Origin of the sequence: Bacillus sp. DE0042 (assembly GCF_007680225.1) — a bacterium.
GTDB classification, from domain to species: Bacteria; Bacillota; Bacilli; order Bacillales; family Bacillaceae_G; genus Bacillus_A; species Bacillus_A wiedmannii.
In genome coordinates this window covers 399,140-412,567 of sequence record NZ_VEJP01000002.1, presented here as the reverse complement: position 1 = coordinate 412,567, position 13,428 = coordinate 399,140, and the positions used below count along the sequence as shown (strand labels likewise).

Annotated in this window: 8 protein-coding genes; all 8 read left to right on the top strand. The window is 33.7% G+C overall.

Annotated features, from left to right (window positions below):
- The first annotated feature begins 222 nt into the window (after positions 1-222).
- The 8 genes from cypD to FS802_RS12430 all read left to right on the top strand — a co-directional run bounded on the left by cypD (position 223) and on the right by FS802_RS12430 (position 12,835).
- The gene (gene cypD, locus FS802_RS12465) at positions 223-3,420 is read left to right on the top strand and encodes a bifunctional P-450/NADPH--P450 reductase (RefSeq protein ID WP_000412784.1); all 3,198 of its coding nucleotides are present in this window, start codon (positions 223-225) and stop codon (positions 3,418-3,420) included.
- Between the two features lie 706 nt (positions 3,421-4,126).
- Complete coding sequence (gene bla / locus FS802_RS12460) at positions 4,127-5,077, top strand: class A beta-lactamase (protein ID WP_060486487.1); 951 nt, start codon at positions 4,127-4,129, stop codon at positions 5,075-5,077.
- Between the two features lie 191 nt (positions 5,078-5,268).
- Entirely contained in the window at positions 5,269-5,955 is a 687-nt protein-coding gene (locus FS802_RS12455; RefSeq protein WP_000444079.1) for a response regulator transcription factor, read from the top strand.
- Positions 5,952-7,028 (top strand): HAMP domain-containing sensor histidine kinase, encoded by a 1,077-nt coding sequence (locus FS802_RS12450; RefSeq protein ID WP_098653510.1) that lies wholly within the window; start codon positions 5,952-5,954, stop codon positions 7,026-7,028. Before FS802_RS12455 ends, FS802_RS12450 begins: the two co-directional genes overlap by 4 nt.
- A 254-nt stretch (positions 7,029-7,282) precedes the next feature.
- Positions 7,283-8,044, top strand: coding sequence for an ABC transporter ATP-binding protein (locus tag FS802_RS12445; protein ID WP_000595171.1), 762 nt, complete (start codon positions 7,283-7,285; stop codon positions 8,042-8,044).
- A 16-nt stretch (positions 8,045-8,060) separates the two neighbouring features.
- Entirely contained in the window at positions 8,061-9,890 is a 1,830-nt protein-coding gene (locus tag FS802_RS12440; RefSeq protein ID WP_000897827.1) for an FtsX-like permease family protein, read from the top strand.
- A gap of 621 nt (positions 9,891-10,511) precedes the next feature.
- Positions 10,512-10,913 (top strand): BlaI/MecI/CopY family transcriptional regulator, encoded by a 402-nt coding sequence (locus FS802_RS12435; protein ID WP_000661426.1) that lies wholly within the window; start codon positions 10,512-10,514, stop codon positions 10,911-10,913.
- Complete coding sequence (locus FS802_RS12430) at positions 10,913-12,835, top strand: M56 family metallopeptidase (RefSeq protein WP_098653513.1); 1,923 nt, start codon at positions 10,913-10,915, stop codon at positions 12,833-12,835. The genes FS802_RS12435 and FS802_RS12430 overlap by 1 nt, the downstream gene beginning before the upstream one ends.
- Positions 12,836-13,428 lie beyond the last annotated feature (593 nt).

The following is a 13,428-nucleotide window of genomic DNA, read 5'->3' as shown; positions in this document are numbered from 1 at the left end:
TACGCTTCATTTTTATTTAGTATTTTTTCTGCAAGCTATAAATGTAATAGCAACAAACAATTTAGATTACCAACTTTATAAGCAATATCATAATCGTGAATAGTTAGGGAAAAGATAAAATAAGGTAATCAATTACATATTTTTATCCCAGGCGATTCATTGCTATCTTCTTTTTATTGAATGGGATGTTTTATTTCATGTTTTTTTGAAAGGGTGTTTTTAATGGAAAAAAAAGTATCTGCCATTCCTCAACCGAAAACATATGGACCGCTGGGTAATCTCCCATTAATCGATAAAGATAAACCGACCTTATCGTTTATCAAGCTGGCGGAAGAGTATGGTCCCATTTTTCGAATTCAAACTTTAAGTGATGCTATCATTGTCGTTTCTGGACATGAACTGGTAGCAGAAGTCTGTGACGAAACACGGTTCGATAAAAGTATAGAGGGTGCTTTAGCAAAAGTTCGTGCCTTTGCTGGAGATGGATTATTTACAAGCGAGACTCAAGAGCCTAACTGGAAAAAAGCTCATAATATTTTAATGCCTACATTCAGCCAACGGGCAATGAAAGATTACCATGCCATGATGGTCGATATTGCCGTACAACTCGTTCAAAAATGGGCACGACTTAATCCGAATGAAAATGTGGATGTTCCTGAGGATATGACTCGCCTTACATTGGATACAATTGGTCTATGTGGTTTTAATTATCGATTTAATAGCTTTTATCGTGAGAGCTCTCATCCTTTTATTACTAGCATGAGCCGTGCTCTAGATGAGGCGATGCACCAATTACAGCGGCTGGATATAGAAGATAAACTCATGTGGAGAACGAAACGTCAATTTCAGCATGATATTCAATCTATGTTTTCTTTAGTAGATAATATTATTGCTGAACGTAAAAGTAGTGGAAATCAGGAAGAAAATGATTTACTTTCCCGTATGTTAAATGTGCAGGATCCGGAAACTGGTGAAAAATTAGATGATGAAAATATTCGTTTCCAAATTATCACTTTTTTAATAGCAGGGCATGAAACAACAAGTGGATTATTATCTTTTGCAATCTATTTTTTATTAAAGAATCCAGATAAATTGAAAAAAGCCTATGAAGAAGTAGATCGGGTTTTAACAGATCCTACTCCAACATACCAACAAGTTATGAAACTTAAGTATATCCGGATGATTTTAAATGAATCGCTACGTCTATGGCCTACCGCTCCAGCGTTCAGTCTCTATGCAAAAGAAGATACAGTGATTGGTGGGAAATATCCAATTAAGAAAGGAGAAGATCGTATTTCTGTTCTTATTCCACAGCTACATAGGGATAAAGATGCGTGGGGAGACAATGTGGAAGAATTCCAACCTGAACGATTTGAAGAGCTGGATAAGGTTCCTCATCATGCTTATAAACCATTTGGAAATGGTCAACGAGCATGTATCGGTATGCAGTTTGCACTTCATGAAGCCACACTCGTAATGGGAATGCTTCTTCAACATTTCGAATTCATTGATTATCAAGACTATCAGCTGGACGTAAAACAAACATTAACGCTAAAGCCTGGTGATTTTAAAATTAGGATTCTACCCCGAAATCAAACTATTAGCCATACTACTGTTCTTGCGCCTATAGAGGAGAAACTGAAAAACCATGAAATCGAACAGCAAGTTCAGAAGACTCCTTCTATTATTGGAGCCGATAATCTTTCGCTTCTTGTTCTGTATGGCTCGGATACTGGGGTAGCAGAAGGTATTGCAAGAGAACTAGCAGATACAGCTAGTTTAGAAGGTGTTCAAACGGAAGTGGTAGCTCTTAACGATCGAATTGGAAGTCTGCCAAAAGAAGGGGCGGTTCTTATTGTAACTTCTTCTTATAATGGAAAACCACCAAGTAATGCAGGGCAGTTTGTGCAATGGTTGGAGGAATTAAAACCGGATGAGCTAAAAGGTGTTCAATACGCAGTTTTTGGTTGTGGAGATCATAATTGGGCTAGTACTTATCAGCGGATTCCAAGATATATTGATGAGCAAATGGCTCAAAAAGGAGCAACAAGATTTTCTACACGTGGAGAAGCGGATGCAAGTGGTGATTTCGAGGAACAGCTCGAGCAATGGAAACAAAGTATGTGGTCTGATGCGATGAAGGCATTTGGATTGGAACTTAACAAAAACATTGAGAAAGAACGCAGTACATTAAGTTTACAATTTGTTAGTCGTCTTGGAGGATCGCCTCTTGCGCGAACATATGAAGCAGTTTATGCATCTATATTGGAGAATCGTGAACTTCAATCATCTAGCAGTGAAAGAAGCACGCGACATATTGAGATATCCTTGCCAGAAGGCGCTACGTATCAAGAAGGTGACCACCTTGGGGTGCTGCCAATTAATAGTGAGAAAAATGTCAACCGAATTTTAAAACGCTTTGGATTAAATGGGAAGGATCAAGTCATACTGAGTGCAAGTGGACGAAGTGTAAATCACATACCTTTAGACAGTCCTGTTAGTTTATTTGACCTTCTTAGTTATAGTGTAGAAGTTCAAGAAGCAGCCACTCGAGCACAAATGCGAGAAATGGTGACATTCACAGCATGCCCTCCTCATAAAAAGGAATTGGAATCATTATTGGAAGAGGGAGTTTATCATGAACAAATATTAAAGAAACGTATGTCAATGTTGGATCTTCTTGAAAAGTATGAGGCTTGTGAACTCCGATTTGAACGCTTTTTAGAACTTCTTCCTGCGCTCAAACCGCGTTACTATTCTATTTCAAGCTCTCCACTCGTTGCACAGGATCGTCTGAGCATTACGGTTGGTGTTGTTAATGCACCTGCATGGAGTGGGGTAGGGACATATGAAGGAGTCGCTTCTAATTATTTAGCTCAGCGTCATAGTAAAGATGAGATTATCTGTTTCATTCGAACACCACAATCAAACTTTCAATTACCTGAAAATCCAGAAACACCAATTATCATGGTTGGACCAGGTACTGGAATTGCACCATTCCGTGGATTCTTGCAAGCGCGTCGTGTTCAAAAGCAAAAAGGTATTAACTTAGGACAAGCACATCTATATTTTGGTTGTCGTCATCCTGAAAAGGATTATCTCTATCGTACAGAACTAGAAAATGATGAAAGAGATGGATTAATCTCTTTACACACAGCTTTTTCTCGCTTAGAAGGATATCCTAAAACATATGTACAGCATTTAATAAAACAAGATAGAATCAATTTAATTACGTTATTAGATAATGGAGCTCATCTTTATATATGTGGCGATGGAAGTAAAATGGCTCCGGATGTAGAAGATACACTTTGTCAAGCATATCAAGAAATTCATGAAGTCAGTGAACAAGAAGCAAGGAATTGGCTGGATCGTGTGCAAGATGAAGGGCGATATGGAAAAGATGTTTGGGCTGGTATATGAATTTTTCTTAATTAGATAAGTAATATGTAACGAATGAACTTCTTTCGAATAAGTGTTAATTAAAAATAAAAAAATCCCGTATTTTTATTGAATACGGGATTTTCTTATTTTTAATAAGCGGGACTGATACCGTAGAAAAAGAAAAAATCTCATATGAAATCAAAGCTATATAATCTTAGCTTGATGGGCAAGGTGTTAACCAATTTCTTGACGAAATTTGAAATTTAAAATAAACTTTTGCACACTGGCTGAACAGTTTTTAGCATAGTGTCAAATCGCTGGAGGAATGTATCAAATTAGGTATACCTTCTATGAAATTAAATAGGGTGATAATTATTACAAGTGGATTAGGTTTCTTGTGAATTTTAAATTAAAGGTCTTATCCAAAGTTGAGAAAAATCCACATACCCAAAATATTTCATCTTAATATTCGTTAAATCTGATGAAAAAGGAATTTGACGTGTATCATAGTATAAGGGAATCGTAATAGAGGATTCTATCAGTTCTTTTTCAAGATTCTTATTTATGGAACAAAATTGTTACTTAGGTTGTCTATTAAGTATACGTATAAAACAGGTGTTCATGATAGTTCGCTCATTTTATGAAAAGTGAGACGCAAGAAGAGTGATATCCGATACACGCTTTAATTGTATCGGTATGTAAACACCTAGAAAAACCATATATTCTTGAAAGAGGTTGAAAATGTATGATAGTCTTAAACAAGTTTTTTAACATGTTACATTACAAAAAGATAGTACCTGTAGTATTTCTTTCATGTGCAACGCTTATAGGCTGTTCTGATAGTAATACTCAATCTGAATCACCTAAACAAACGAAACAAACAAATCAAATCAAACAAGAAACTACTGGTAATGATTCTTTTGCTAAACTTGAAAAAGAATTTGATGCTAAACTCGGTATTTATGCATTGGACACTGATACGAATCAAACCGTTACTTATCAATCAGATGAACGGTTTGCATACGCATCTACCCACAAAGCTTTAGCTGTGGGAGTACTTTTACAAAAGAAATCAATAGAAGATCTAAATCAAAGAGTTTTGTATACTCGTGAAGATCTTGTTAATTACAATCCAATTACAGAAAAGTATGTTGATACAGGTATGACTCTGAAAGAGCTTGCAGATGCTTCCCTTCGATATAGTGATAATACTGCACAAAATCTTATTCTTAAACAATTAGGTGGACCTAGTGAATTCAAAAAATCACTGAGAGAAATAGGGGATACCGTTACAAATCCTGAACGTTTTGAACCAGAGTTAAACGAAGTGCATCCAGGAGACGCCCATGATACTAGTACCCCAAAGGCATTAGCTACTAGTCTTCAGGCTTTTACGCTAGGAGATGTACTTTCAACTGAGAAACGGGATTTATTAATAGATTGGATGAAAAGGAATACTACGGGGGACAACTTAATTCGTGCTGGAGTTCCAGGAGGATGGGAAGTAGCTGATAAGACTGGCTCGGGATCTTATGGAACCAGAAATGATATCGCAATTATTTGGCCACCAAATAAAAAGCCAATTGTTCTTGCGATACTTTCTAATCATGATAAAGAGGATGCTAAATACGATGATAAGCTTATTGCAGAAGCAACCAAAATAGTGTTAGATGCCTTAAAAGCTAAAAATAAATAATAATAGTAATTAGTTATTGAAATTTTCCTGTTTTTCCGTCACAATACTGTGACGGTCTTTTTGTGTATTTTACAAAGAATCGTCTTAAGTAAAGAAAAAAGATAGAAACAATCTCTATTAAGTTTATTAATTAAGTAACAACAAATATATGCTTTATTGGATACTTATTGCATTTAATGTGGAGGAATAAAATGGAGTCAAAAATTCTTATTGTTGATGATGATAAAGAAATTAGAAATCTTATCTCTGTATACCTGGAAAATGAAGGCCTAAAAACTCAAAAGGCGGAAGATGCTATACAAGCTTTACAACTGTTAGAAGAAAAGGAATTTGATTTAATTATTTTAGATATTATGATGCCGAATATGGATGGCATTGAAGCATGTATGAAAATTAGGGAAGATCGTAATATGCCTATCATTATGCTATCTGCAAAATCTGAGGATATAGACAAAATTCAAGGTCTAGCCTCTGGCGCAGACGATTATTTATCAAAGCCGTTTAACCCATTAGAATTAATCGCTAGAGTGAAATCCCAATTAAGAAGATTTAAAAAATACAATACGCCAATAGAACATAATAAAAGCATTCTAGAAATTGGTGACTTAACCGTAAATACAGATACATGTCAAGTATGGGTAAGAGGAAAAGAAACAAGGTTAACTCCAAAAGAGTTTGCTATTCTCGAATTACTTGTCCGCAACAAAGGGATTGTCCTGAGTGTTGCAAAAATATATGAAGCAGTTTGGAAAGAGGTTTTTTATAAATCAGATAATACCGTCATGGTGCATATTACAAAAATAAGAGACAAAATTGAAGAGGACTCTAAACATCCTATTTATATTAAAACTGTTTGGGGAATTGGATATAAAATATGAAGAATGTTAGTTTTAGAAATAAGATCATTATAAAACTTCTTGGTGCTGTTGCAGTTAGTTTTTTTATTTCATTTGGTTTAACAATCCTCATTTTGGCATACGTCATAGATCCATTATTTATAAAACACGAAGAATTTGGTATGTTTGAATTCAATTTGGCATTGTTGTTCTTATTCGCGTTCGCAATCTTTAACTTTATAATAATTTTTTTGATATTGGTTCGAAAGAAAATAGCATATTTGAAGCTCATTTCGGATAATGTAAATGATATTGCAAATGGAAAACTGGGTTTGACAATTGGGATTAAGGGGAAGGACGAATTGACCCAACTTGCTCAAAATATCAACTATATGTCCAAGGAATTGGAAAATACATTTGAACAAGAAAGACGATTGGAACGTACAAAAAATGAACTTATCACCAATGTATCTCATGACTTACGCACACCGTTAACATCTATTATTGGCTATATAGATTTATTAAAAAGAGGGCAATACAACAGTAAAACACAATTACAGGAATACCTTGAAACCACTTATTCAAAGTCACAGAGACTGAAATATTTAATTGATGAGCTGTTTGAATATACTCGTTTATCAGGCATAGATGCTAAGTTAAATCTTAATGAAGTTGATTTATCAGGTTTGTTGGAGCAAATAGTTGGAGAATACATTCCTATATTTGAAAAGGAAAGCTTAATCGTTCAAAAATCAATTACACAAGAAACAATACCTATCTTCATAGATGTAGAAAAAATGGTACGTGTATATGAAAATCTGTTTATGAATGCGATAAAGTACAGCATGAAACCATCCGAATTATCCGTATGTCTTGAATTAATGGATAACAAAGCAATTTTGAAAGTGTCAAATAAAGTCGAGAAACCGCCTGTTAGTGATCCAAATAAATTGTTTGAAAGGTTTTTCAGGGGGGACAAGGCAAGAAAAGATGACCAGGGAAATGGTCTGGGGCTTGCTATCTCAAAAAGAATTGTTGAACTTCATCATGGTAATATACATGCAGAATTTAAAGAAGGCTGGATGTCCTTTATTGTTGAACATCCAATTAAATAGAATGGCTTATGGAATTATAGATTCCATAAGCTTTTTTTATAAAAACTTAAGAAATCTTAAGGATTTTATGGGGTGTTTCCTAATTTTCATAGTTTATCATGGGTGTATTCAAAGTGATGGGGTGAGTGAAGAAGATAAAATGAAAGTTTTCATAGTAGCATAAGGGTGGATGCAACATGACTATTTTGTTAGTAGCAAATAAAAATAGTAGCTTATTGTAATGAAATAGAAAAAACAAACGTAGGAGGATATATATGATAAAACCAGTTGTAGATGTAAAAAACATTCAAAAATTGTACGGTAAAAAAGGTGAGAATCAATCACACGCTTTAAAAGGTGTATCATTCTCGATTCAAGAGGGAGAGTTTGTTGGTATTATGGGGCCTTCTGGTTCTGGTAAAACAACATTATTAAATGTAATTTCAACGTTAGATACAGCAACGGGCGGTATTGTTGAAATTGCAGGTACGGATATTACGAAAATGAAGCAAGGTGAGCTTTCTGATTTCCGTTCGCAAAAATTAGGATTCATTTTCCAGGACTTTAACTTATTAGAGAATTTATCTATATATGAAAATATTGCACTACCACTTTCCCTTCAAGGTGTTTCATCTCGTAATATTGGAAAGAAAGTAGAAAAAGTAGCTGATATGTTAGGCATTACAGCAATACTTCAAAAGTATCCTTCTGAAGTATCTGGTGGACAAAAGCAGCGTTCTGCAGCAGCACGTGCGTTAGTGCATGAACCTGCTATTATTTTAGGGGACGAGCCAACTGGAGCTCTAGATTCCAAAAATGCAACGAGTTTACTTGATGCCATGACAAGCCTAAATAAAGAGCAAGGTGTATCCATAATGATGGTTACGCATGATCCTTACAGCGCAAGTTACTGCCAGCGTATTTTATTCATTCAAGATGGTGAGTTATATAAAGAACTTCATCGCGGTGGTACCCGTGAAGAATTCTATAAAGAAATTTTAGACGTGCTTGCAAACTTGGGCACACAAAAAGCGTAAGGAAGGAAGTTCAATCATGTTATTTAAGCTTTCTATGTCAGGCCTAAAAAGTAAGTTGCAAGATTACATTGTTTTACTTGTTGGTCTTATTGTCTCTATTTCAACTTTTTATATGTTTCAAACGCTAGCATCCAATAAAACGTTCCTTGAATCTAACTCTTCTATTAGGGATATTGTGTCTGTATTTAAAATTGGTTCCTTTTTGTTAGCGGTTATCACATTTTTCTATATTTTATATGCAAACTCTTTCTTATCAGCTCTTCGTCAAAAAGAATTTGGTATGTATATGATGTTAGGAGCAAAAAAGCATAAAGTTACCTTACTTATGTTTATCGAAACAATTATATTAGGTGCCACATCTCTTTTGATTGGAATTACAATTGGTGTTGGACTTGCAGAAGGTATCGGTCAGCTATTAATGAAACAACTCGAGTTTGCTGGCGAAGGTTATAAAGCACTTTATCTGCCATCTATAGCTATTACTTGCGTCTTCTTCTTTGCACTATTTGTATTATCGGCAATTATGAATAGTATTAAATTATCTCGTATTTCTGTACTGCAACTTGTACATGCAGATGAACAAACAGAACGTGTTGCCATAAAAGGAAAAATGACCGTTGTAATTGCATTCCTTGGTATTCTTTTATTAGGTATTGGTTATGCATCACTGATTTATATGTCATATGCAAATTCGCTAATTGTTTTGGGATTAATGGCCGTTGGATTAATCTCAGCAACCGTTGGTACTTACCTAATATTTGGATCACTTCTCCCAGTTATGATTAACAAGCTAAAGAGTAATAAAAAACGTAGTGAAAAAGGCCTCAATGCTTTTACTTTTGCACAATTAAATTTCCGCATTAATGGTCTAACAAATGTGCTTGCAACAGTAGCAATCTTAGTGGCTCTTGGTGCTGGTGGAATTGCTTGTGGTATGGCATTTAAAAACAACATCCTAAAAATGACAGATCAAATAAGAATTTACGATTCAGTCATTCATAATCCAACAGCGGAAGAAAAGACAATTTTGGGTGGTATCTTATTTCAAGAAAAACTTGAATATCATTACAAAGTGGATGATAAGTATGTTTATTATCTAAAAGAAGATTTAGAGAAAAATCGCCCTTTTATACAAGGTTTGAAAAAAGAGAAAGTTTCAGAGGGATTACCAATTGGTGCCTTTTCAATAAAATGGGTTAAAGGAGAGACGGACACAAAACAATGGATCCAGGCTTTCAGAACGATTCAGCCAGAATATGTGAATCCTGATTATGAAATAAAAATTGTAGACCAAAAAATATACGATGGTATGAAGGGTAAAGAAAGTACTGTGTTCATTGGGAAAACAGATGATTTTGGAGCATACATAAAAGAATGGAAAAAACTTGATGAATTACAGATAGCGAAATATAAAAATGTGAACGCAGAAGAATTGCATAGTAAGTATCAAACATATAATATGAGTCATGGTTTTGCCAGCGGAATAATGTTTATGGGTTTCTTCGTTGGAATTGCATTCTTAGCAATGATGGCAAGTTGTTTAATGTTTAAAGTTCTGTCGGGAGCATCAAAAGATGTAACACGTTATCAAATGCTTCATAAAATTGGTGTCCGCCGAGAATTATTAACAAAATCAATTTATAAAGAGTTATTCTTCATATTCTTATTCCCAGCAATTGTAGGGATTACTCATATATTAGTTGGTATGAACATGTTTAGCCCTCTTTTAATCGATCCGTACTCTCGCATTTGGTTACCACTTGTTATTTTTGTAGTGATTTACTCGATTTACTACTTGATTACAGTTCAATTATATAAAAGAATTGTACTTCCGAAAGAGAAGTAATAAGTATATAATTTTTAACTATAGATCGTTCAATATTTTCGACTTAATAATTTAAGAATTGGATCAGAAATACTTAAAAAGACCTAAAACTAATTGTTATTGTTTTGGGTCTTTTATATTTAAAAACGCTGATTTTATTAATTATTTAATATACAATTAAATAATTAATAAAAATCTTATTTTAGAATTTCTAGTCTAAATAGTTTGGAGTTTCATGTCCTTGTACAACAAAAAAGGGGAGTAAAAAGACATGAAAGTAGGAACTTATTTTATAGTGTAAAATGCTGAATTATCTACAGATACATTGCATTTAGTACCCATTTTCTTGTCTCGATATATGGACAAGAAAATGGATACTTTTTAAAAATGGAATATACTAATTAAGTGTGAAATTAAAATTCAATTTTATATTAGTAACAAAAAATATTTATGAAGCATCTACTTTTTTGTCTCATTAGGAGGACATGAAGTTCTATACTTATGTTAATTTTTTTCGTCCTTATGTTGATGGGCATAGGAAAGGGTTTCAAAATATAAAATAAGATTGACAATGCAAGATTACAAGTGTAATATTCAGTTACGGATTACAAATGTAATCCAATGGAGGTGTAATTTAAACTAATGAAAGAATTACCTAAAATTTCAGAAGCTGAGTTAGAAGTAATGAAAGTACTGTGGTCAAAATCTCCACAAACCGCAAATGAAGTGATTGAAGAGTTAGAGAAGAAAATGGATTGGAAACCCAAAACGATTCGAACACTAATTAATCGATTAGTTCACAAAGAAGCAGTTGCTTACCATCAAGATAAAGGGCGTATGTACGCTTATTATCCTTTGGTTTCGCAAGATAGTTATTTACAAGTAGAAACAAAATCTTTGCTTAAACGTTTCTATGGTGCAGCATTTAAACCTTTACTTGTAAATTTCTTAAAAGAAGAAAAGCTGTCTTCAGAAGATATTAACGAACTTAAACGTATTCTGGATGAGAAAACTGAGGAAAATCAGAGGAAGGATAGATTATAGTGATAGAAAAATTTATAAATATCTATCTACCTGCTTTTTTTGATTGGATGATTGAGACTTCCATTATGGCTAGTATATTAGTGGGCCTAATCTTGTGTATCAAGGTCTTGTTTAGAAATAAGTTAACGCCACGTTGGCAATATATGCTATGGATCATATTAATTATAAGACTTGTATTACCTTGGTCGCCAGATAGTTCCTATAGTATCTATTCTGTTCTTACTTACAAGAATGATGATGCATTCATTTCTAGGGGAAATCCTGTAGCTAAGTTTCTTACAAAAGAGAGTACGCAAGAATTAAAAGGTATAGACGATACAAAGGTTCTCACAAAAGAAGATACTTATACCTCAAGTTCAACAAAAACTGTTCAGACAAATAAGACACAAACAGGCATGAATGAAAAGCAGGATGGTGAGCCAATTCCGTTCTATACAATTTGTATATACATTTGGCTTACTGGTGTTATCTTTTTAAGTGTTGCTACTTTTATAATGAACAGGCGTTTATTACTTTACATAAAAAAACAACCTGTTATTACAGACGAGAAGATTGTCCAGCTTTTTGAAAAGTGTAAGCAATCTATGTCTATTCAACGGAATATCCCTCTATTTGTATCTGGAAAGGTTTCCAGTCCAACAGTGTTTGGATTTATTCGTCCCAAGTTGCTATTGTCAACTGTACATATGAAAATATTAGATGAGCAACAGTTACGATATATTTTTCATCATGAATTAGCTCACATCAAGCGAAGAGATGTTGGTGTGAACTGGCTTATGCATGGCTTACTAATTTTAAATTGGTTTAATCCCATTCTATGGTATGCCTACTCATGTATGCGGGAAGATCAAGAACTAGCATGCGATGCATTAGCTCTTACATGTATAGATGCAGAGGAGCGAATTGCGTATGGACATACTATTATTAGTCTATTGGAACACTACTCAAGTTATTATCAAGTACCAAGTATAGCAAATTTTAGTAAAAACAAGAGAGCGTTAAAAAGGAGAATTCTAATGATTAAAAAATTCCAAAAAAAATCATATCGTTGGTCTGCGATAGGGGCTGTGGCAGTTATTGCAGTTTCATCTGTATCCTTATTAAACGCCCGTGCTGATAAGCCGACTAACCCTGAGAAACAACAAATAGAAGTGAAAAATAATATGAAAGAATTAAAAACACAAACCGATATTCCTATACAGAAAATTGTAGAAAAAATGATTGGTACAAAAGAACGGGCAGATGCAGAATTTTTTGTTTCAGAGGGAGAGTATAATACTTTACTTAAAGAAGTTGGTTTGGCACGAAATCTGTTTACAAAAGAAGAATTTGAACGATTTATTGATTTAGAAACAGAAGCATATACTTTGGGTAAAAAAGTAAAGTTAGTAGGAAGTCCTGAAAAGTTAGATTCAGAAGAACAAAAAAAATATCAGAAAAACAGTGAAGAAATTGGACCATTTAGACAGAAAATTACTTCGGAATTTAGATTAACTAAAAAGGAAGCACAGAAATATGTTGATTTTCCAATTAATGCCCCAAGTTATGTGGTAAAAGGGTTTAAATTAACTGGAGAAGGTGTTACAACACCGAAGACTACTGGAAAAATGAATCCCGATTTTATTTATGAATATCAAAATCAAAGTAAAGATAATGTATATATTGTGCACCAATCTGCAGTTACTGATGAGGGAAAAGAATTCTCGAATAAAAGAGCGGAGTATAATGAAAAGGTAACAAATTATGAATTAGAAGGTACAAAAATAACCTTAGTTGAAAGTCTTGATACAGAGGAAACCTATAAAGTAATGCAAATGATTGTTCCTACAAAAGGAAAGAATAGCGCTTATCAAGTCTTAATTCTTGCAGGTGATTTAAGTAAAGAAGAAACAGAGAAAATCATGCTGTCCTTTTTAAAATAAAAATAGAGTCTCAGGATTTCGTCCCTGAGGCTCTATTTTTTTAACATAAACGAAACCATTAAGTGAGAAGAGAAATTGGTATAGTCTATATAATGAGAAAGTAAGATGAAATGTACTTTTGTTAGCTTGATCGAGGTGGAGAAAGATTATATGAAAAATAACAATTTAAAACATAAATTGAATCAAGGTAGATATATTATATGGAGAACAGGAGGGAATTAAGCTGGAAAAGTAGGAAAAATTCTACGGCAGTCTCTTTTCTGCTTTGAGGTTGAAAATGATTTTGGGAAATATGACCTCAAAATAATTCATCTCCTTTTTTGAAACTTAATATAATTATTCGTATTCGAATTTAATAGTGTGGCTTATTTATCTGCCCATGTTTATCCAATAAAATTGATAAAGTTCTATTATACCTGTCTATACATGTTGCAAAATATGAAAGAAAATATAATTTTGTAACATGTATAGCGAATTTTGTTTGACTTATGTTGTTTTTAAAGGAGTGTAACAGAAAAAGCAAGAAAAGACCTGATAACAGGTCCGTTTTTGTCTTTGTTTTGGCATATAATCAATTATGTTGTTTCCCACGC

What these genes read in the sequence shown, in the direction of transcription:
- cypD (WP_000412784.1), top strand. Translation starts at nt 223, where the DNA reads ATGGAAAAAAAAGTATCTGCCATTCCTCAACCGAAAACATATGGACCG.
- bla (WP_060486487.1), top strand. Translation starts at nt 4,127, where the DNA reads ATGATAGTCTTAAACAAGTTTTTTAACATGTTACATTACAAAAAGATA.
- FS802_RS12455 (WP_000444079.1), top strand. Translation starts at nt 5,269, where the DNA reads ATGGAGTCAAAAATTCTTATTGTTGATGATGATAAAGAAATTAGAAAT.
- FS802_RS12450 (WP_098653510.1), top strand. Translation starts at nt 5,952, where the DNA reads ATGAAGAATGTTAGTTTTAGAAATAAGATCATTATAAAACTTCTTGGT.
- FS802_RS12445 (WP_000595171.1), top strand. Translation starts at nt 7,283, where the DNA reads ATGATAAAACCAGTTGTAGATGTAAAAAACATTCAAAAATTGTACGGT.
- FS802_RS12440 (WP_000897827.1), top strand. Translation starts at nt 8,061, where the DNA reads ATGTTATTTAAGCTTTCTATGTCAGGCCTAAAAAGTAAGTTGCAAGAT.
- FS802_RS12435 (WP_000661426.1), top strand. Translation starts at nt 10,512, where the DNA reads ATGAAAGAATTACCTAAAATTTCAGAAGCTGAGTTAGAAGTAATGAAA.